This window comes from Bradyrhizobium guangdongense, from assembly GCF_004114975.1.
Classification (GTDB): Bacteria; Pseudomonadota; Alphaproteobacteria; order Rhizobiales; family Xanthobacteraceae; genus Bradyrhizobium; species Bradyrhizobium guangdongense.
In genome coordinates this window covers 931,440-951,323 of record NZ_CP030052.1, presented here as the reverse complement: position 1 = coordinate 951,323, position 19,884 = coordinate 931,440, and the positions used below count along the sequence as shown (strand labels likewise).

18 protein-coding genes and 4 pseudogenes are annotated in these 19,884 nt (G+C 60.9%); 15 read left to right on the top strand and 7 right to left on the bottom strand.

The window, feature by feature from the left end:
• Positions 1–71 precede the first annotated feature (71 nt).
• From tnpC to X265_RS40080, 9 genes and pseudogenes are all read left to right on the top strand, one after another.
• Positions 72–929: pseudogene (gene tnpC, locus X265_RS40120) on the top strand (IS66 family transposase); the annotation flags it as partial.
• Positions 930–1,147: 218 nt separating this feature from the next.
• On the top strand, positions 1,148–2,401 hold the full coding sequence (locus X265_RS40115) for a Tm-1-like ATP-binding domain-containing protein (RefSeq protein WP_232995598.1): 1,254 nt from the start codon (positions 1,148–1,150) through the stop codon (positions 2,399–2,401).
• A complete protein-coding gene (locus X265_RS40110) occupies positions 2,394–3,218 on the top strand; it encodes a phosphoenolpyruvate hydrolase family protein (RefSeq protein WP_237867295.1) in 825 nt (274 codons plus the stop codon). Before X265_RS40115 ends, X265_RS40110 begins: the two co-directional genes overlap by 8 nt.
• 36 nt (positions 3,219–3,254) lie before the next feature.
• Complete coding sequence (locus X265_RS40105; protein ID WP_128929737.1) at positions 3,255–5,033, top strand: FAD-dependent oxidoreductase; 1,779 nt, start codon at positions 3,255–3,257, stop codon at positions 5,031–5,033.
• Positions 5,034–5,138: 105 nt separating this feature from the next.
• A complete protein-coding gene (pyk, locus tag X265_RS40100) occupies positions 5,139–6,551 on the top strand; it encodes a pyruvate kinase (protein WP_128929736.1) in 1,413 nt (470 codons plus the stop codon).
• A 132-nt stretch (positions 6,552–6,683) separates the two neighbouring features.
• On the top strand, positions 6,684–7,691 hold the full coding sequence (locus X265_RS40095; RefSeq protein ID WP_128929735.1) for a PAS domain-containing protein: 1,008 nt from the start codon (positions 6,684–6,686) through the stop codon (positions 7,689–7,691).
• Between the two features lie 160 nt (positions 7,692–7,851).
• Positions 7,852–8,241, top strand: a complete 390-nt coding sequence (locus X265_RS40090; RefSeq protein WP_128929734.1) for an aldehyde dehydrogenase family protein — start codon at positions 7,852–7,854, stop codon at positions 8,239–8,241.
• Positions 8,242–8,514: 273 nt separating this feature from the next.
• Positions 8,515–8,892, top strand: a complete 378-nt coding sequence (locus X265_RS40085) for a CidA/LrgA family protein (protein ID WP_128929733.1) — start codon at positions 8,515–8,517, stop codon at positions 8,890–8,892.
• Complete coding sequence (locus X265_RS40080) at positions 8,889–9,611, top strand: LrgB family protein (RefSeq protein ID WP_128929732.1); 723 nt, start codon at positions 8,889–8,891, stop codon at positions 9,609–9,611. Before X265_RS40085 ends, X265_RS40080 begins: the two co-directional genes overlap by 4 nt.
• 706 nt (positions 9,612–10,317) lie before the next feature.
• Here X265_RS40080 and istB read toward each other — a convergent pair.
• The 3 genes from istB to X265_RS40065 all read right to left on the bottom strand — a co-directional run bounded on the left by istB (position 10,318) and on the right by X265_RS40065 (position 13,954).
• The gene (gene istB / locus X265_RS40075) at positions 10,318–11,160 is read right to left on the bottom strand and encodes an IS21-like element helper ATPase IstB (RefSeq protein WP_128955095.1); all 843 of its coding nucleotides are present in this window, start codon (positions 11,158–11,160) and stop codon (positions 10,318–10,320) included.
• Entirely contained in the window at positions 11,157–12,647 is a 1,491-nt protein-coding gene (istA, locus tag X265_RS40070) for an IS21 family transposase (protein ID WP_128929730.1), read from the bottom strand. The genes istB and istA overlap by 4 nt, the downstream gene beginning before the upstream one ends.
• A gap of 281 nt (positions 12,648–12,928) precedes the next feature.
• Entirely contained in the window at positions 12,929–13,954 is a 1,026-nt protein-coding gene (locus X265_RS40065; RefSeq protein WP_164934317.1) for an IS110 family RNA-guided transposase, read from the bottom strand.
• Positions 13,955–14,284: 330 nt separating this feature from the next.
• Here X265_RS40065 and X265_RS40060 point away from each other — a divergent pair, with 330 nt between their 5' ends.
• The 4 genes and pseudogenes from X265_RS40060 (at position 14,285) to X265_RS40045 (ending at position 17,226) form a co-directional block, all read left to right on the top strand.
• Positions 14,285–14,569, top strand: a complete 285-nt coding sequence (locus X265_RS40060; protein ID WP_128929728.1) for a hypothetical protein — start codon at positions 14,285–14,287, stop codon at positions 14,567–14,569.
• A gap of 194 nt (positions 14,570–14,763) precedes the next feature.
• Positions 14,764–15,882: pseudogene (locus tag X265_RS40055) on the top strand (IS630 family transposase).
• 119 nt (positions 15,883–16,001) lie between these two features.
• The gene (locus tag X265_RS40050) at positions 16,002–16,154 is read left to right on the top strand and encodes a DUF2274 domain-containing protein (protein ID WP_128930165.1); all 153 of its coding nucleotides are present in this window, start codon (positions 16,002–16,004) and stop codon (positions 16,152–16,154) included.
• Positions 16,155–16,593: 439 nt separating this feature from the next.
• Entirely contained in the window at positions 16,594–17,226 is a 633-nt protein-coding gene (locus tag X265_RS40045; protein WP_128929727.1) for a hypothetical protein, read from the top strand.
• An 86-nt stretch (positions 17,227–17,312) separates the two neighbouring features.
• Here the strand turns inward: X265_RS40045 and X265_RS41885 are convergent, their stop codons facing one another.
• The 4 genes and pseudogenes from X265_RS41885 to X265_RS42550 all read right to left on the bottom strand — a co-directional run.
• Complete coding sequence (locus X265_RS41885) at positions 17,313–17,936, bottom strand: recombinase family protein (RefSeq protein ID WP_206733160.1); 624 nt, start codon at positions 17,934–17,936, stop codon at positions 17,313–17,315.
• A gap of 182 nt (positions 17,937–18,118) precedes the next feature.
• Positions 18,119–18,553 (bottom strand): annotated as a pseudogene (locus X265_RS41880) (recombinase family protein); the annotation flags it as partial.
• Positions 18,546–18,713, bottom strand: coding sequence for a DUF2309 domain-containing protein (locus X265_RS40955; protein ID WP_164933827.1), 168 nt, complete (start codon positions 18,711–18,713; stop codon positions 18,546–18,548). The pseudogene X265_RS41880 and the gene X265_RS40955, both read right to left, overlap by 8 nt.
• A gap of 55 nt (positions 18,714–18,768) precedes the next feature.
• Positions 18,769–19,002, bottom strand: a pseudogene (locus tag X265_RS42550) (hypothetical protein); the annotation flags it as partial.
• 77 nt (positions 19,003–19,079) lie between these two features.
• Between X265_RS42550 and X265_RS41875 the strand changes: the two are divergent.
• Positions 19,080–19,334 carry a hypothetical protein gene (locus X265_RS41875; protein WP_232995652.1) on the top strand — a complete coding sequence of 85 codons (255 nt, stop codon included), beginning with the start codon at positions 19,080–19,082 and terminating at the stop codon, positions 19,332–19,334.
• Positions 19,300–19,869, top strand: coding sequence for an RNA-dependent RNA polymerase family protein (locus tag X265_RS40035; protein WP_232995595.1), 570 nt, complete (start codon positions 19,300–19,302; stop codon positions 19,867–19,869). The genes X265_RS41875 and X265_RS40035 overlap by 35 nt, the downstream gene beginning before the upstream one ends.
• Positions 19,870–19,884 lie beyond the last annotated feature (15 nt).

The window sequence follows — 19,884 nt, the reverse complement described above, 5'->3', positions numbered from 1 at the left end:
GGGTGAGGCGAGAGTCTCACGCCCGGTTCTGCGAGAGGCTGGAGGTGAAATCCCTCCGGCCTACTCACCCCACCATCCGGATCCTGGCGAAGGGCAAATGCACGACCGGCCGGATCTGGACGTATGTGCGGGATGACCGGCCGTTCGCCGGGCCTGCGCCGCCGGCGGCGGTCTATTATGCCTCGGGCAACCGACGGGGCGAACATCCTCAGAGGCATCTGGCCGCCTTCGCCGGCATTCTGCAGGCGGATTGCTATGGCGGCTTCGAGCCGTTGTTCGATCCAAAAAGGAAAGCAATGCCGATCACGCCGGCATTTTGCCTGGCCCATGCGCGGCGGGGATTCTTCGAGCTGGCTGACATCGAGAAAGCCGCCCGGGAAGGCAAGGGCAAACCGGTCTCCCCGATCGCGCTGGAGGCGGTCAGGCGTCTTGACGCCCTGTTCGAGATCGAGCGCGCCATCAACGGCCGTGGTGCCGACGAGCGGCGTGCTGTGCGCCAGGAGCGGAGCAAGCCGCTGCTCGACGACATGCACGCCTGGCTGCTCCGCGAGCGAGAAAGCCTCTCCCGCTCCGCCGAGGTCCTGAAGCCCATGAACTACATGCTCAAGCGCTGGGACGACTTCGTCCGCTTCCTCGACGATGGCAGGATCTGCTTGACCAACAATTGCGCTGAGCGTGCATTGAGAGGCATTGCCTTGGGAAGGCGCAACTGGACCTTCGCTGGCAGCCAACGTGGCGCCGACCGTGCCGCTATCATGCTGACGATGATCACGACCTGTCGCCTCAACGACGTCGATCCCAAGGCTTGGCTCGCCGACGTCCTCGCCCGGATCGCCGATCTTCCCACCTCGCGTCTGCGCGAACTGCTGCCCTGGGAATGGAAGCTCCTGCACCAAGCCGGCAAGTCCGCCGATCAGCAAGCCGCCTGACCTTCACGCAACGCCATCGTAGAACTCGCCGTGCTCGCGCGCATGCGTCAATCAGGCGGCCTTCGTCGTATGCGTACACTTGAAAAGCCCGCGCGCACGTAGCTCGAACTTCGGGAGGAGGCTACCCAATCTTACCCACTTAGACGCTTTGCGGTCTTATACGCCGATCCCGCTCGGTCTAGACCTCGCGTTGGTCAGAATGATCTAGGAGAAAAATCGTGTCTCACCATTGCACGGACGGCCAGGGGGCGGTCCGGGATGGTAGCCTGTCCGAGCTTTCGAACGCAGTCGCGATTGTGGCTACGCTCGATACCAAGGGCCGCGAAGTCTCCTACTTGGCCGATATCATCTGTAAGTGTGGCCGCAAGACCGTCCTGATTGACGTCGGCACCTCGAAGATTGCGCCCCGGACGAATCAAGCAGGCGGTCATAGCGTTCGCGTCGCCTCGCCCGCCGAGCTCTTGAAAGAAATCGCCGCAACAACACGCGGGAAAGTTCGCGATCTGCTGGCATCAGGGGCCATCGGCGCGATCGTCGGGGTCGCCGGTGGGAAGGGGAGTGCGGTGTTCGGCGAAGTCGTATCTGATTTGCCTTATGGCTTTCCCAAGCTGCTCGTGAGCAGCGCAAGGCCAGCACTTCTCGCCGAATTGGCGGTCCACAACGACATCATGCTCTATCCGACATTGGTCGATCTCTTCGGGATCAATGCGTTTACCGAGCGGGTCTTGCAGAATGCAGGACAGGCCATCGCCGCCATGCGCTATGCGCCCGCCAAAGCTGCGCGAAAGACGAAGATCGTTGCGATCACGGCCTTCGGAGTGACGACGCCGGCGGCAACTCAGTGCGTTGGGCGCCTCGGCAAGGCCGGGGTCGACGCGATCGTCTTTCCTGCAAACGGGGCGGGCGGCCGCAAGATGGAGCAGCTGATCGCGGCCGGCGAATTCGATGCTGTGATTGATCTGACCACAACCGAACTCGCCGACGAAATCGTGGGTGGCACCGCGAGCGCCGGGCCGGATCGGCTCAAGGGAGCGGCAGAGCAATCAATACCGCATGTTATCGCGCCTGGCGCGGTGGACATGGTCAATTTTGGTGCGCCATCCAGCGTTCCTGATCAATTTCGCGGCCGGCTATTCTACTCCCATACACCGTACACGACGCTGATGCGCACAACCCTCGCCGAGAATACGAGCATCGGCCGGCTTACGGCCCAGCGGCTGTCGTTGGCAGAAGGGCCTGTCATGGTCCTTTGGCCGGCAAAAGGCGTCTCCGACTATGACCGCGACGGCGGCATCTTTCGAGATCCTGATGCGGACCGCGCGTGGCTCGATGCGCTTAAGGACAATCTGCCGCCCAAGGTTACGGTCCGCGAATTGAACTGTCACATCAACGATCCCGAATTTGCGGAGGCGGCTGCGAGATGGATCCTCAAGCAATTGGGCAAGAAGGCTGATGGCGATGCGAATGTTTGAGCGAACCGAAATCCTGGCCAAGATCGCAAACCAGGTGGCGGAGCGAAAAGCCATTCTTGCCGCGGGCAGCAGCTGTGGTCTGGTTGCGAAATGTGCAGTGCTCGGGGGCGCGGACATGCTGGTCGTCTACAGCACCGGGCTGTCGCGCCTAATGGGACTTCCGACCAGCCGGATCGGCGATTCCAATGCGCGCACGCTCGAACTTGCCTCGGAAGTCCGCAACGTCGTTTCTTCGGTGCCCGTGATCGGCGGCATTGAGGCATGGGATCCCCTCCGGCTCGATCTTGATGCCCTGCTCGACAAATTCTGGTCGGCCGGTTTCTCCGGCGTAATCAACTATCCGACCATCTCCACGATGGGCGACAAATGGCGCTATCGCCGCGGGCGCGTCGGACTAGGCTTCGAACGCGAAGTCGAGATGATCGCGGCTGCGCGCAAGAAGGACATCTTCTCGCTTGCCTATGTCGCGAGCCCTGACGACGCCAAAGCGATGGCGGGCGCAGGTGCGGACTGCATCGTCCCTCACGTAGGAGCCACCCGAGGCGGGCTCGTCGGCCATGAGGAAGGACAGCCCATCCAAGAGGCGATCAGGCGCATCAACGACATCAGCGACGCCGCAAGGAGCGTGCGCTCCGATGTGATCCTGCTTTGCCATGGCGGTGCAATCGCGGAGCCGGAGGATACGATCGTGGTGTACCGATCAACGCAATGCGTGGGTTTCGTTGGCGCCTCGTCCATCGAAAGAATCCCGATCGAACGGGCAGTGAAGGCGGCGGCTGAGGAGTTCAAAGCCGTCCCGCTTCCGCGGCATCACTGACGTCAGCTCCAAGAGAACACTCGCAGCGAGGCTCGAATGAATAACCCGATGGGCCAATCAGGCAAGGGAAAGACCGTCGCACTCGCCCGAGAGGGGAGGCCGGAGCACAATTGGGCAACCGACGTTCTCGTGGTCGGTAGTGGTGCGGCCGGGCTTTCGGCTGCGCTCTATGCAGCAAAGGCAGGACTGCGCGTCACTGTCTGCGAAAAGTCGGCGCGGCTTGGCGGCACGACAGCTCTCTCCAATGGAATGATCTGGGTTCCTTGCTCGAACCAAGCGCGCTCGGCGAAGATCGACGACTCGCTTGCGAAGTCGAAGACCTACCTGCAACATGAACTTGGCACATATTACCGGTCAGGCTTTGTTGATGCCTATCTCGAGGACGGCCCGGCTGCGCTCGCCGCCCTTGAGAACGGGACTGAAGTCAAGTTCACGCTGGCCTCGGCCCCCGACTACCATTCAAGCCAGGTCGGCGGAGTCGATAAGGGCCGGGCACTGAGCCCCGCGCCTTATGACGGACGGCTTCTTGGCAGCGACTTCGATCTGATAGGCAATCCCATCCGCGTTGTGCTCGGCGGAATGATGATCTCATCGAGCGAGGTGAGAAGCTTCCTCAATCCGTTTCAATCCTTTGCCTCGCTCAGGCACGTCTTGCGCCGCGTCAGCCGCTACGCGCGTGACCGGCTTGGCCACAGGCGCGGCACCGAGCTCAGCGGAGGCAACGCCCTGATCGCGCGCTTGCTTGTGAGCCTGCGCAAGTACGGCGTCGAGATATGGCCGGAATCCCCGCTCGTAGAGTTGATCAAGGAAGAAGGCCGCGTCACCGGCGCGGTCGTTAAGTCGGCCGATTCCGAGATTCGCGTGCGCGCTTCCCATGGGGTGATCCTCGCAACGGGCGGGTTTGCGCGTAACGCGCAATTGAGAGCCGAGCTCAGTGGCCCCCACCAGCACGACGACACGCTCGCCCATCCCGATGCGACAGGCGACGGCATCTCTCTTGCGACAAGGCTCGGAGCGGCAATCGACAACAATGTTGCCTCTGCCGGCTTCTGGACGCCCGTATCGATTCTGAAGAGCGGCAGTTCCTCGCAAGTCGTTCCCTACGGCTGGCTCGACCGCGGCCGTCCCGGCGTCATTGCCGTGGGGCCAGATGGAAAGCGTTTTGTCAACGAATCCAATTCCTATCACGACATCTGCTTGGCGATGTTCAACGGTGGGTATCCGGCAGACAAGCGGTTCTATTTCATCTGCGACCACGACTTCGTACGGCTGAGAGGGATGGGGCATTTGCTGCCATGGCCATGGACCTTGAGCATCGGGAAATATGCGCGCCTTGGCTACATCAAGGTCGCCCGGACGATTCCAGAGCTTGCGAAGCAGCTGGGATTGGAGTCCGCCGCGCTTCAAAAGACTGTCGAAGAACACAACGCGCATGCGTCTGAGGGGCGCGATCCGCTGTTCAATCGCGGTGAATCGGCTTTCAATCGCACGCTCGGCGATTCGGCCGTGGGCAAGAAGAACCCAAACCTTGGGCCAATCAAAACCGGCCCGTTCGTCGCACTCCCAATCGTTCCGGCAACGCTCGGCACTGCAACCGGATTGGCAACCGACACTTGCGGGCAGGTATTGGACGGTCAGGAAAGGCCAATTCCAGGACTCTATGCTTGCGGCAATGACATGACCTCCCCGATGCGTGGGATCTATCCCGGAGCAGGCATCACCATTGGGCCAGCCATTGTGTTCGCGTACCGGGCCGTCAACAGTATCGTTTCCTCGACGCAGCAAGAGAAAGCTGCTGCCGCTTCGGGAGCGTGATGTCGACTTGGGAATGGCGCGGGCGAGGCGCGTGATAAACCCGGTATTGGCAACAGCTATGAGCGCCGATCCCTAACGTAGCCCATTGCACAGGATTCAATTTTGATGCGTCGTTCGCGCCACGCCAAGATCGTCGCAACCCTCGGTCCGGCCACAACCGAGGCTAACAAAATCCGTGATCTCTATCTTGCAGGCACAGATACCTTTCGCCTGAACTTCAGCCATGGCAGCCAAGACGACCACGCGCGCGCGTTTTCGGCGATCCGCGCGCTCGAGCAAGAGTTCGGCCGTCCCATCGGAGTGCTACAGGATCTGCAAGGCCCGAAAATCCGGATCGGCTTGCTTGAAGAGGGCAAGCTATGCCTGCATGCTGGAGAGAGCGTCCGCTTTGTCCTCGACGGAGCAAGAGGTGGAAAGCAGGCAATCCCTCTGCCGCATCCGGAAATATTTGCAGCTGCGCATCCAGGCCAAAAGCTGCTCATCGACGACGGCCGTGTGCGCCTGAGCGTCGAAAGACCGGGCGATCGCGAAATGGTCGCGCGCGTCATTGTCGGCGGCCCGATCCGCGATCATAAGGGCGTAAACCTGCCGGGGGCGTCGCTCGATATCTCGCCCCTCACCAAGAAAGATCGCGCCGATCTCGCCTTCGGCCTGGAGCTCGGTGTCGACTGGGTTGCGCTGTCATTTGTTCAGAAGCCTTCAGACCTGATCGAGGCGCGGGCCCTCATTGGTGAAGCAGCGGGCCTCGTCGCCAAAATCGAGACGCCCATGGCGCTTGATCGCATCGACGATATCATTCAGTTGTCAGACGCTCTCATGGTCGGGCGCGGTGATCTCGGGGTCGAAATCCCCCCAGAAGACGTGCCTGGCCGGCAAAAAGAACTCGTCCGCGCCTGCCGGCTGGCCGCAAAGCCCGTGATCGTCGCAACCCAAATGCTCGACTCTATGGTGGCGGCGCCGACGCCAACGCGCGCGGAAGCCTCAGATGTTGCGACCGCCATCTATGATGGCGCCGATGCCGTGATGCTGTCAGCCGAATCGGCAAGCGGCGCCTATCCCATCGAGGCCGTCGCCATGATGGATCGCATCATCAGGAGTACAGAGCAGCATCGTCTCTACCGGTCCCTGATTGAGGCCTCACGAGTTGACGAGGAGAATACGCCTCCGCATGCGGTCGCTGCCGCGGGTGCAGATCTTGCAGCCACCATCGAGGCCAAAGCCATCGTCGGCTTCACAGCCAGCGGGACGACCGCGGCCCGCATCTCGCGCAAGCGGCCGCCGGTTCCGATCCTTGCTCTGACGCAGGATGAAAACGTGGCGCGGCGCATGTGCCTGTTGTGGGGCGTACACAGTGTGGTGGCCAGCGATCCCTCTGGCTATGAGGAAATAACCCAGATCGCCGCCGTGGCGGCCCAGCGGGAAGGTTATGCGCGGTCGGGCGACCTGGCGGTGGTGGTTTTTGGCCTGCCATTCGGACATAGAGGCGCGACAAACAATCTCCGCGTGGCTGCCTGCTAAGAAGGACAAGGTCATTTGCCGTGAACCGTCGGGCGAGGCGTCTTGGTTGCGGTCGGGAGGAGGGCGAGGCGTCAAAGATGATCGCGCGCGAGATGCACCGAACTCGGCCCCAGGTCCGGCCAGGAGCTCACATTGCCTGACTTCGAGAGCGGCCTCAGCCTTGCAAATGTCCTTCCATTCTTGGAAGAGAAGCTCTCTGTCGGACTGTGGCGCAGCGACGGCAACGGCCAGATGCAATGGTCCCGTGGCCTTTATGAGCTATTTGGGCTGGATCCGCGTCGAACTACGCCAGCATACGCGGAAATCGAGAAAAGGATTCATCCCGATGACCGCAGCAGCATGCGCTGTTTCGGCGCACGGGAGCTCAATCGATCGTTGCTCGAGGGTGAATTTCGTGTCATCCGTCCGAACGGAACTTTGCGCTGGATCCACGGCCGGGCCGAACCGCTGCTCGATGAGGCCGGCAAACCAGAGTGCATTCTTGGGCTCGCGCGCGATATCACTGAACAGCGCAATCTCTTGGACGCGCTCAAAGTAGAAGCGGAGCGCTACAGGGCATTGGCTGAGATCTGTCGGGGTTTCCCATGGACAAGCAGTAGCGATGGTCGCCTCACTGCAGTTTCCAATGCGCTAGAGACTGCCGAAGATCATGGATCACGTTTCAAGGACTGGATCGGTCTCATCCATGAGGATGACCGCGAGGCAGCTCTAAGAGAGTGGGCGGTCTCGGTCGAGACAGCGCAGCCTTATAACGTCGAATGTCGCTTGCGCCGGCCGGACGGCATCTATCGCTGGCACCAGGGCGCGGCGGTGCCCCTCAAGAACAGCGAGGGTGGCGTTCGAGAATGGCTCGGCACGTGGAGCGACGCACACCATGATATACTCGCGCGGGAGCGAAGAGGGGCCTCAAAGGTCACGGGGAGGCAACTGCGTGCAGCGCGTGGAATGTTAAACTGGTCGGTAAAGGAGCTAGCGGAGCGAGCGGGCGTGTCTTCCGCGGTCATTCGGCGGCTGGAGGAGTACAATGACACTCCCCAGATGTCTGATGAGCTGATGGAAACGTTGCGGAAGACGTTTTCTGAAGCGGGAATCGAATTTACGTTCCCTGTGGTTGGCAAGCCCGGTGTCCGGCCGCGATAGCCGGTGCAGACCCAACGGCCTCTGATGACTACTCCCCAGCTCTCTTTCTCGTCTAGCTACCCCGAAACTTCGGCGAACGCTTCTCAGAGAACGCGTTCATTCCTTCCTGGTGGTCGCAGCCATGGTGAAGGCATAGCGGATTGCCTGCTGCTCGAATTCAATGCCCTATCAAGAAAGGTCTGAAATGTGGCGAGAAGGGCCGACTTGGCGAACTACGATAGAAGCTTGGCGCATCAAGGTCGGAAATGTGTTCGAGAAGGATACGCGAATGGGGGACAACTCGCCAATTCGCGGCTGGCCGATGCGATGGAGAGCTTCGTTGCCGGCGCTGTCAGTCCAGCGCGGCGCATTCTTGCAGACCGATGGCAAGCGCATTGGCAACGAAGGGTTCTTCGTCGAGTCAACGGTCCTGACGGGGACCTCGCCCGAGGCGTGTATCATGAATGAAGAGTCGTTTGGCCGCTCGCGCCAGATCATTGCATTCAAGAGCTACGACGAGGTCGCCGAGGAGGCCAATCGACGGCTTGTGCCTTCGGGGCCGACCGCTTGAAAGCGGTATGGTGTCCATCAAATACCTAGCTTGGCGCTTTCAGAAGTCCCGTTCGGAAACATCAGGGATTCCAGCTACGGTTCGTAAGGCGGGGTGGAAGCAATCGAGGGATATCTCAGTACTAAGTTCGTGATCCGGGCGAGCACCTGATGTGGTCAGAAGCCGTCTCGGACTTGAGCAAATCGAAGAAGGGGCGGTCGGTTCTCGACCACGCGGCCATGGACAATTTTTCGGTAGCTCCTCCTGATATGAATGTGCCGCTCAGGGTGTTTCATGCTTGCAAGTCTCAGTCTTATCTTGCTCTGCCAACTCGCCGGCGAAGTCATCACCCGGGGCCTCGGCCTACCGCTGCCAGGTCCCGTGCTCGGGCTCCTGCTCTTGCTGATTCTGCTGCTTGCCCGTGACAGATTTTCAAGCATCGCTCGAGGCCCACTACGAAATAGCGGCGTGGAAACAGCAAGCAAGGGGCTGCTCAAGCATCTGTCGCTCCTGTTCGTCCCAGCCGGCATTGGCGTCGTGGAAAAGCTCGATCTCCTCGCGACGCACGGGCTCGCTATAATATTGATCCTTGCTGTCTCGGTCATGGTGACTTTGCTTGCGACGGTTCTGACGTTCCGCCTTATCAGTCGGCTGTTCAGCGAGGCACCGTGAAGGACAATCCGTTCTCCCTCTGGGTCTATCTCTCGCAATCCCCGTTGCTTTGGTTGACGGTCACCTTGCTGGTCTATGCAATCGCGGATGCCGTGTCGCTTGCGCTTCGCCGTCATGCCCTTGCCAATCCCGTGCTGCACGCGGTCTGGATCATCGGCGCGTTTCTATTCGCAACTGGCACGCCGTATGCGATCTATTTCGGCGGAGCGCAGTTCGTGCATTTCCTGCTCGGCCCGGCAACCGTCGCGCTCGCGGTCCCGCTATACGAAAATCGCAAGATTGTCCTTGCCTCGATCGTGCCGATGCTGGCAGCGCTCGTTGCGGGCTCGGTCACGGCCGTCTTCTCGATTGTGCTGCTTGCGGAGGCTGCCGGCCTGCCTCGCGAGGTGATCCTGTCCCTTGCCCCGAAGTCGGTAACGGCCGCGGTCGCAATGGGCATCAGCGAAACGCTGCAGGCGGATCCGTCTCTGACGGCAGTCGCGGTCATCCTCACCGGGATCATGGGAGCGACCGTTGTCACGCGATTGATGAACCGTACCGGCATCACCGATTTTCGGGCTCGTGGCTTTGCGGCAGGAATCGCCGCGCACGGGATCGGCACCGCGCGAGCATTTCAGGTGGACGAGGTGGCTGGCGTGTTTTCTGGAATTGCTATGAGCCTAAACGCACTAATCACATCTTTCCTCGTACCGCTAGCGCTCACAGTGCTAATGAGATGAGCGTCGGGTTTTTGTATCGGCTCCGCACTAGCTCGCTATCGATCTTGATGGTTGATAGCGTCACTGGCCCGATCTTCACTGGGCCGGGGCAGTCCACCCTACGCACTCACAGAATAGGTTCCTTGAACCCAATCGCGTAGGAATGGACGCCCCGGCGCTGTGAGCGCAAGTGCGGCTGCCTCCTGAACCGGATATTTGCCACACAAGCCTGCAATTTGAATTTACTACTCGTGGGCAACGATTGGTACCATGCAGCGCCCGACGCCACGGAAGCTGTCGTTGGCTATCGCCCCCGCCCATACGGCCATAGTGCTGGACGCATTTACTCGCCGTCAGGGACGGTTTGCAGGGATTCCGACGGCGACAGTTCCAACTGAAGCTGTCCGATCTTGTCGACAAGTCCTCACGAGATGGCTGAAGGCCTGGAGGTGTCGCGCCATTGCCCGTTTGCCGCCCGGAGTGCACGCACTTCATCGGACTCGCACGAGCCGGAGAGTGACAACTACATCGTCCTCAACAAGGGATTTGATCTTCCATGGCAGAATTGGAAAGTATAAGACCGGCGGGGATATCGCAGGTATGCAGGTATGGCGCGACAATCAGGATGAGAGCGGCGCGTCAATCAAGATGAGACGAGGCGGCCGAGTCAGAAGATAATTGACGCTGGCTGCGGGCTTGGCAAGGCTTGATTGACGCTGCGCGACAATCAAGCGGCATTGCCAGCGTCAGTCACCGCCTTCTCGAGTTCATTTGGAGTGGCGTGAACCGGCGGCCGGCCTGGACCGCGCCTGCGATCGAGAGCAACTTTTCGACGGTAGCTCTCGACGTTCATCTCGAGGATCGTGGCGTGGTGCACCAGGCGATCGATCGCCGCCAGTGTCATCGCCTGATCGGGGAAGATACGCCCCCATTCGCCAAATGGCTGATTGGCCGTGATCAGCAGCGAGCGTCGCTCGTAGCGGGAGGCGATCAGCTCGAACAATACGCTGGTTTCCGCCTGGTCCTTGCTCACATATGTGATGTCGTCGAGGATCAGGAGGTCGTAGCGGTCAAGCTTGGCGATTGCGGACTCCAGCGCCAGCTCGCGCCGGGCCACCTGCAGCCGCTGCACCAGATCAGTGGTACGTGCAAAGAGAACGCGCCAACCGTCCTCGACGAGAGCCAGGCCGATCGCTGCGCCGAGATGGGTCTTGCCGCCGCCGGGTGGACCGAACAGCAGCAGATTGGCGCCGGTCTTCAACCAGACGTCACCGGCGGCGAGCGCCATCGCCTGTGCCTTTGACAGCATAGGCACGCTCTCGAACTCGAACGTGGCGAGCGTCTTGCCGGCGGGCAAACGCGCTTCCACCATGTGTCGTTCGATGCGGCGGCGGGTGCGATCGGCTGCCTCGTGCTCGGCAAGGGCCGCAAGGAAGCGGGCGGCGGGCCAGCCTTCCTTGTCCGACTGCGCGGCGAGCTTCGGCCAGATCGCCTTGACGCCGGGCAGGCGCAACTCATTGAGCAGCAGCTCGACGCGGGCGGCATCGATGGAGGTAGCTCCGCTGGTCATGCTGCTCCTCCCAGGTTCGAGTGGGCCGACACGACGCTGACGGAGGCCAGCTCATCGTAGACGTCGAGCGACGCCAGCTTGACGGCGACACTCGGGATCGAGGCCGCCTCGGGTCGGAAGCGATCGCGCAATGCCGCAAGATCGGGTAACCGTCCGGCATCGAGAGCGGTCGCGATCGCCTCGGCGAGCTCGGCTTCGCAGGCTCGCTCATGGGCCAGAGCCAGAAGCTCGACCGTCACCTTGCAGGCGCGCCGGTCGTCGCCATGCTCCCGCAAGGTCTCGAAGAGGCGCTTGTAAGCCGCGCGCGGGAAGAGCTGATCGCGATAGACGAGATTGACGAGCGCCATCGGCTTGCGCCGCAGGGCATGGATGACGTGCCGATAATCAACGACATGCCCGCCGTGGTTCTCCGACACAGGCCGCCCGCGCCGCAGCGTCCCGACCGGCGTGACGCCGAGGAAGCATTCGAGCCGGTCGTCGAAGATGCGCACACGCAGGCGATGGCCAATCAGTCTTGAAGGCACAGTGTAGAACACGCGCCGCAGGATGAAGCCGCCTGACGACGTCACCGGGATCACCTTCTCCTCGAAGTCGGTCGTGCGGCCTTTCGGCAGTGGCGCCAGTGCTTCCTTTTCGAGCGCGATCCGCTTAGCGAGGTTGGCGTTGCGCCGGCCGACAATCTCGTCGACAAAAGCCCGGTAGGCATCGAGACTGATGAAGTCGCGCGTGCCCCGCAGCAACAGCGCATCCTCCAGCGCTCGTTTGAGATGACCGTGCGCGCTCTCGATCGAGCCGTTCTCGTGTGCAATGCCCGCATTGTTGCGCGTTGGCGCCATGCCGTAGTGGCCCATCAGCGCGGCGTAGCGCTGTGTCAGATCCTCCCGCGCGTCGGCCGCCAGATTGCGGAATGCTGCCGACAGGCTGTCGCTGCGATGCTCCCGCGGAACGCCGCCGAGCGCCCACAGGGCGTTCTGCAAGCCCTCGGCCAGGGCGACGAAGCTTTCGCCGCCGAGCACGACATGGGCATGCTCAAAGCCGGAGAACGCCAGCCGGAAGTGGTAGAGCCGGTGATCGAGCGTCTCACCAGCAATGGCAATGCCGAGCGGGCTTGTATCGGTAAAGTCGGACAGACCCAGACGACCGGGCTCGTGCTCCTGGCGGAAGATCACGTCCTGTTCAGGGCCATTGAGCGCCCGCCAGGCATTGATGCGCCGCTCCAGCGTGCGTCGGATGTTGGGGTTGAGGTCGGGATGCCGACGGCGCAGCTCGTCCAGCACGCCGATCACGCGGATGCCGGGCGCAGCCTTCAGGATCGGAACGATCTCGGCGTCCCAATAGGGCACGAGCGGATCGGACCGTCGCCGGCCTCTCGGCACCTTCTTCTGCGATGGCAGGCGCAAATCGTCCTCGATCCGATACGCGCTCGCTTTCGAGAACCCCGCCTTGGCCGCCGCGGCCTCGGGAGACAATGTCAGTCGGTAGGTCATGTACAGCCTTCTGTGGTTGCCGCCCGCAATGCAAGAAGTTTCTGACCCTTTGGCGTGTGATCGAGTGCGGTCTTCTGTCAGGCCTTCCTTTACGGCATTTTCAGAAGCCGCTGGCCGGTATGGTGATCCGCGGACCAGGTCCAATTCTCATCTCCGAGCACGTCGGCTCTTTGGCTCTAGCTGGTTTCCTGATCCAGATCTGTTCGATCGTTGCGCCCATTCGGGTCGTCGCCTTCTCACACCCCCTTCGCCAACGTCAGGCTATTTCGTGCTGCATGCAGTCATGCCGTCACTGCCTGCGCTGGGTTCCGATAATCCTCCTTCCGGGTGAGCATGGCCCAAATCGTCCGAGCCATCTTGTTCGCCAAGGCGATCGCCACAAGCATGCGCGGCTTCCTCGCCAGCATCTGCGCCAGCCAGGATCCGCTAGGGATCGACTTGCGCCCGAGCCAGTTCAGCCGCGACATCGCCCCAACGATGAGCAACTGGCGAATGTCCGCCTGTCCTTCCTTCGAAACGCGTCCGAGCCTTTCCTTTCCCCCTGAGGAATGTTGCCGTGGGACCAAGCCGAGCCAAGCCGCGAAGTCTCGGCCACGTCGAAAGGCCGCCATGTCGGGCGCGAAAGCCTCGATCGCGAGTGCGGTCAGCGGGCCGACCCCCGGCATTGTCTGCAGCCGCTGCGCCGTGACCGTCCGCGTCGCCAACTTCTTGAGCTGCTCTGCCTTGGCATCGATCCGCTCCGTCTTGTAGGCGATCTGATCAATGAGACTCCGACATTCCTCGCGGACCAGTTCTGGTAGATCGCTGTTCGGATCTTCGAGGATTGCGTCAATGCGTTTAAGTTGTTCGATTCCTTGCGGGATGATATGGCCGAATTCGTAGAGAACAGAACGCAGCGCATTCACCAGATCGGTGCGCTGATGAACAAGGCGCTTCCGAGCCCGAAAGAGCACTGCCCTGGCCTGCTGTTCTTCCGATTTCGGCTCGACGAAGCGCATCTCGGGGCGCTGTGCCGCGATCACGATTGCTTCGGCATCAGCCGCGTCGTTCTTTTGGCGTTTCACAAAAGGCTTCACATATTGCGGAGCGATCAGTTTCACTTCATGGCCGAGCTTGACCATCTCCCGTGCCCAATAGTGGGCGCTGCCACAGGCTTCCATCACCACCACTGCCGATGGGTGGCCCGCCATGAACTTCCGAAACTGAAGCCGCGACAGTTTCTTTCGAAATTTCAAGTGTCCCGCCATTGACGCCCCGTGGAGCTGAAACACATTCTTGGCTAGATCCACTCCGATCACCGTATCCATCAATTTGCCGTCCTCTTCGCTTCGGGGTTCAAACACTGCGTTCTTGGCACATTACGATGCCGTCTGGGGAGGGCGGCAACCATCCCATCTCATCTGGTGGTCGGTGATGTGAAGGCCAGGCAAGGCATCGATTCCCTCTTGTCGAGACGAATCAACAGCTTGCACCAGCCGCACCCAGCCGCCAGACCGGTCCGAAAAACGCGACGCCGATGGGAACGGTCCTCCGGTCGGGCTACGCCCTCCCTTCGGTCCGTCCCCATCCGCGCAGTCTCATCCTGATTGTCGCTAAGGTCTCACCTTGATCGCCGCCGCCCATGCAGGCGAGGAACCATGATCTTATATACCTACTCACGCGAGATTGAGCCGAACGAAGATCGCTGGAAAGACACAGGAATCCAGAGTTTCTTTTTTGCAGAGCTGGAAGAGGTGCGACAGATCGTTCTCGAACTCCGCGAGGAAATCGCCTCGGATGAGGACAAGCAGCCTTCATGGAGTCCAGTTCGCATCGAGCGGATTGAACTCCTCGCTCCGACAACGCAGAACGTCCTGACCCTGCTCAACGAGGGGATCGGACCGCTGATCCGGCGCTATGAAATCGTGGAAACCATTGCTTAAGTCGAGAGCTATCCGGCCAATTCACACCCGCGCAGTTGGCAGCCTCCCTTTTTTTGCAGTCGCGTTGCAACGACTGTTCGCCAGATCGGTGAAGTAAAACTCTAGTGTCCTGAGTCACAAGTTCGCAATCGTAGATTCGCATTAGATTCGCGTCGCTGTGCCAAAGATGGCGGCAAACAGCGACGGAGTCTCCGATGGCGGTCCAGCAACTTGCCCCCCTGATATTGAGCGATGACGAGCGCGCCGAACTGACGTCGCTGACGAAGCGGCGGAAGACGGCGCAGGCGCTGGCTTTGAGAGCCCGGATCGTGCTGACCTGCGCGGAAGGTGGTCAGAACAAGGACGTGGCGGCCAAGCTAGGCCTGGAGCGGGGCACAGTAGGCAAGTGGCGACGACGTTTTGTGGAGCAGCGCGTGGCCGGGCTGCATGATGAGCCGCGCTCCGGCGCGCCTCGCACGATTGACGACGCCCGCATCGAAGCCGTGATCGTGAGAACGTTGGAGAGTTGCCCTGAGAACGCCACTCATTGGAGCTCCCGGGACATGGCGAAGGCGAGCGGCCTATCCGTATCGACGGTACAACGCATCTGACGGGCCTTCGGCCTCCAGCCGCACCGGATGGAGACGTTCAAGCTCTCGACCGATCCGAACTTCGTGGCCAAGGTGCGCGATGTCGTAGGCCTTTACGTCTCGCCGCCGGCACACGCCATCGTTCTGTGTGTAGACGAAAAGTCGCAAATCCAGGCGTTGGACCGCAGTCAGCCGATGTTGCCAATGCGTCCCGGCCAGCCGGCCCGAAGGAGCCACGATTACAAAAGACACGGCACCACATCGCTGTTCGCCGCCCTCGACATTGCGACCGGACGGGTTATCGGCAAGTGCTACGGACGGCACCGTGCCGCCGAGTTCCGCAAGTTCTTGGACGAGATCGAGGCCGCTGTGCCCCGCCAACTCGACGTCCATCTCGTCATGGATAACTATGCCACCCACAAGACTCCGCTGATCCGGAAATGGCTGGCTAAACGGCCGCGCTGGCATGTGCACCTGACCCCGACCAGTTCGTCATGGCTCAATCAGGTCGAGCGCTTCTTCGCGCTTCTTACCGATAAGAAGATCAGGCGCGGCGTCTATCGCAGCGTAGCCGCCCTCAGGGCAGACATCGCCTCATTCATCGAACGACACAACGCCGATCCGAAACCGTTCCGATGGACCAAATCCGCCGACGACATCCTTGCTTCCATCGAGCGCTTCTGTCGTTACAGCGCCCCGGAAAAACAAGACCCGATGTTGCGAACTTCTGGTTCAAGACACTAGGATAAGACCTCCTTCAACGCTTCGGCCAACCTCGTCATCGTGTGGATGTCCGGCGACCGTCTTAGCAACCAGACATCACAGGCATGAAATAGCCCCGTTAGAGGCCGGACAACGCGGAAATTCTGACACGGAACCGCAGCGCGACGCCAACAGAGCCCCCTAAATTGATTCCTCCCATGATCGAGCGCTTTGTGGCGACCGACCGCGCCTTGCGATGTCCCCAGCGAAGTGACACTCATTCCGTCCCTCGAGCGGCCGAGAGATCCGGTTAGCGCTCGCGAAGCAGGTCGAGCAACCTGCGCAGCGATGAACTACCTTTTAAATCAACAGCTTAGAAGGCGTTGGGGCGCAGAGTCGCCATTTCTGATCAGTTATGCAGAGGCTCTCGGAATTTCCTGTTCTACCAAACGCAACAATCGGGTGTTGCGTATCCCCGCAACTAACGGTTCTTGCGAAAGGCAGACACTCAAAAGCTCGGCTTCGGAATGGACGCAGGGCTTCTGTTCGCGGCGAGCCGGCGCAACCCATCACCGTTCAATTTCCGATAAATGTCGGCTGCCGACTTGTGGTGAACGCCAGGGCGCTTTCAGCGCATCTTGCGTGCTTAAGAGGAAACCGATTGAACAACTGCTCTACTCGGGGCCGTTGGTAACGCGACGTCCCTGGTGCGAACGGCAAGTTCCTTTGACTTCGCGTGATCGACGAGCGAGCTTGAGAGGCTGGCGACGCCATGGGCACGACACGCCCCTCCTGTGGATCGTCAGCCCGAGCACAATCGAGCTTTACAACGGCTTTGGCCGGCCGCTTGCACAAGGCGATGCGGAAGCTAACCGACTCCACACGTTCAAGATCATCGCTAGCGAGCTAACCGCGCTGGACGAACTCGCCGGGCGCCTCGCAATGGAGAGCGGCCAATTCTGGCTTCGAAACGATTCCATCAATCGGAAGAATACCGTCGATCAAAGGCTTCTGTCCGATCTAAGCGCTCTCGAGCGGGACCTCGTCGCTGATGACCTAGAGCGAGGCATCGCTCAAGGTCTAATCGGCCGAGTAATATTTACCCAGTATCTCGTCGACCGCGGTATCGTAGATAAGCGCAAGCTCAAAAAACATTGCGGCGAAGACACGTTGCCTGACGCTTTACGCAATACGACGTCTTCGCACGCGTTATTTGCATGGCTTCGCGCCACGTTCAACGGAGACATGTTTCCAGCCTCCATGCCAATGAGCCGCTTGCGCCATAAGCACTTTGTTCGGTTGCGGACTTTCTCGAAGCCATTGACCCGGAGACTGGGCAGCATTCGCTATTTCCATACCGCTTCGATATCATCCCCGTTGAGCTGATTAGCTCGATCTACGAGCAGTTTGCTCACTCACACAACGACAGCTCACGCGGCCCCCGACACTAGCGCACGAAAGTTAGGTGTTCACTACACTAGACTTCCCGTCGCCTCCCTCTCGGCGGTGAGTGTCGCGGTCAGTTTGGCGGGCTCCAACGCGGCAATGAACGCCCGGGTGATGGCGTCATCGACCTGAACGCCGCCGATATTGAGGCAGTAAACGCCTCGGTTCTCGACCAGCACTTTGCCAGCACAGTGATAACCTGGCGAAGAATTGCGTCCGCGATAGTGGGTGTGCAGGCGGCGGCCGCAATGGCCGCAACTGACAAGACCTTGCAGGAGGGCGTTGCCCTCTCTCACGGCGCCGCCGCCCTTGTGCGGCTGGGGTCGCGTGTTCGCGGCGAGACGTTGCTGATTTGCTTCATAGGTCTGCCAGTCGATGAACCCTGGATGATGCTCGGGGATGAGAACCTGCCATTGGGAACGCGGCAAGAATCGAATCCGCCTCTTGCGGGCACCAGTGCTAAAGAGAATCGTCTCTTGACGCGTTTTGCCATAGATATAGGCGCCGACATAGACGGGATTGGTCAAGACCTGGTGGATGGCGGTGTAGCTTGCCTCGACCCAACGGATCTGGGCACGGGCGTGCAGCTGCAGCGGGAACGTGAGCCCCTCGGAACGAAACCAGAGCCAAACGCGACGCGCCGATCCCATCTCGGCAAAGCGTGCAAAAACACTGCGAATGGCGATGACGACAGCTTCGTCAGGATGGAAGCGGACCTCGCCATCAGCCTCGCCCCAGACGAAGCCGACCGGCAGCCCGCGGCGCAGTTCACCCCGCGCCGCCTTGTTGCGGATTCGCCGTTGAGGCGAGCCCGCAGCACGTGCAGTTCGGCTTCGCTCATCGTGCCTTTGAGCCTCAACAAGAGGCGATCGTTGAAGACGGCCGAATGATAGATGCCGTCGGCATCGCCGATCAGCGTGTCGGTAAATCCGGCCAGATCAATCAGGCGGTACCATTCGGCGTTATTGCGCGCGAGCCGCGAGACTTCGAGACCGAGCACCAGGCCCACGCGCGCGAGCGCCACTTCGGCGGTGAGGCGGGCAAAGCCCGAACGCGCCACCGAGCCCAAACCGGAGAGGCCAAGATCCTCGTCGATAACGATGATGCGTTCATCGGGCCAGCCGAGGTCACGCGCTTTGCCGGCAAGCGCATATTGCCGGTCGGTTGATTCGCGGTTGTGCTCGACCTGTGCGGCGCTGGATTGGCGCAGATAGACGAAAGCCTGTCGAGAGAGATGACTTGACGTAATCTTGACGCGCTCACTCATCGCTTGCCTCCATCGCCAGGTCGTCCGGGAGCAGGCGTGCAATGAGGCGCGCCAGAATCTCGATTGCCGCCATGCGGGCGGCTTCGTCGATTTGGTCCCACGCTGCTGGCGCGCTTGGTGGAACATCGGGCTGATCGAAAAACTCCAGGTTCAATTGCATGGCGACTCTCCTTGCACGGCGCCGACTCGGCACCCCCGATGCAAAGAGCGTCGACGAGCTTGCGCAAGTGGAGCAAATCACCGAGCCTGCCGAGATCGTGGACAGCGTCATCGGTCGGCGGCGTGCCTCCAAGCGGCTCAACCTTCCAATCGGTCCAACTCGCCGGAATCAACGACCGACTGCCATCTGGCAGAACTGTGAGGAGATAGCGGACGCCGCGCCGCCTAATGGTGCCGATCACGGCCAACGCCTGACCTTCGAATGCGTGACGCTTGCGCGTGATCGTCACCGAAGCTGGGATATCATGGCGATGGGTAGTGTGTGGCCGCTTCCTTCGACTCGGTCGACCACGAGTGGCTGTTGCGGATGCTGGCGCACAGGATCGCCGATCCTCGCATTCTACGGCTCATTGGGCTGTGGCTGCGGGCCGGTGTTCTGGAGAGCAGCGAGAAGCAAGAAACGGACAGGGGTACTCCGCAAGGGGCGGGCATCAGCCCGCTCCTCGCCAACGTCTTCCTGCACTACGTCCTCGATCTCTGGGCCCACCAATGGCGCCGTCGCCATGCACGCGGTCGCACCGTGCGCTATGCCCGACGACTTCGTCATGGGCTTCGAGAGTAAGGCGGATGCGCAGGAGATGCTCTTGGCCCTCAAGGTGCGGCTGGCCAGCTTTGGCCTGATGCTTCATGAGGGCAAGACGCGGCTGATCGAGTTTGGCCGGTTTGAGGCCCTCTCGCGTCAGCGGCGCGGCGAGCGGCGGCCCGAGACCTTCGCCTTCCTCGGCTTCACCCACTACTGCGGGCGGACCCGGGACGGCCGGTTCATGGTGAAGCACAAGACGGACGGGAAACGCCTGACGCGCAAGCTGACGGCGTTGCGCCAGGACGCCTGGCGGCTCATGCACGAGTCACTGGCCACGCAGCACCAGTGGTTCGCCGCTGTTCTGCGTGGACACTACGGCTACTACGGCAGGCCGCACAATTATCCAGCGCTCAACGGCTTCTACCGCGAAGTGCGTCGGACGTGGATGCGCTGTCTGAGACGGCGTAGCCAGAAAAGTCGGCGCATGGGCTGGTCGGAGTTCGAGACCCTGACGACACACTTCCGTCTGCCCGGTCCGGGCATCACTCGCACTTGGGCGCAGGCGCGGATATGACGCGGGTTACTCTCG

Coding starts and splice junctions, on each gene's coding strand:
- istB (WP_128955095.1), bottom strand. CDS start 11,160: ATGACCAGCGGAGCTACCTCCATCGATGCCGCCCGCGTCGAGCTGCTG.
- X265_RS40955 (WP_164933827.1), bottom strand. CDS start 18,713: ATGCAATTGAACCTGGAGTTTTTCGATCAGCCCGATGTTCCACCAAGC.
- istA (WP_128929730.1), bottom strand. CDS start 12,647: ATGACCTACCGACTGACATTGTCTCCCGAGGCCGCGGCGGCCAAGGCG.
- pyk (WP_128929736.1), top strand. CDS start 5,139: ATGCGTCGTTCGCGCCACGCCAAGATCGTCGCAACCCTCGGTCCGGCC.
- X265_RS40105 (WP_128929737.1), top strand. CDS start 3,255: ATGAATAACCCGATGGGCCAATCAGGCAAGGGAAAGACCGTCGCACTC.
- X265_RS40085 (WP_128929733.1), top strand. CDS start 8,515: ATGCTTGCAAGTCTCAGTCTTATCTTGCTCTGCCAACTCGCCGGCGAA.
- X265_RS41875 (WP_232995652.1), top strand. CDS start 19,080: ATGCTGGCGCACAGGATCGCCGATCCTCGCATTCTACGGCTCATTGGG.
- X265_RS40035 (WP_232995595.1), top strand. CDS start 19,300: ATGCCCGACGACTTCGTCATGGGCTTCGAGAGTAAGGCGGATGCGCAG.
- X265_RS40110 (WP_237867295.1), top strand. CDS start 2,394: ATGTTTGAGCGAACCGAAATCCTGGCCAAGATCGCAAACCAGGTGGCG.
- X265_RS40060 (WP_128929728.1), top strand. CDS start 14,285: ATGATCTTATATACCTACTCACGCGAGATTGAGCCGAACGAAGATCGC.
- X265_RS40065 (WP_164934317.1), bottom strand. CDS start 13,954: ATGGATACGGTGATCGGAGTGGATCTAGCCAAGAATGTGTTTCAGCTC.
- X265_RS40090 (WP_128929734.1), top strand. CDS start 7,852: ATGCCCTATCAAGAAAGGTCTGAAATGTGGCGAGAAGGGCCGACTTGG.
- X265_RS41885 (WP_206733160.1), bottom strand. CDS start 17,936: ATGGGATCGGCGCGTCGCGTTTGGCTCTGGTTTCGTTCCGAGGGGCTC.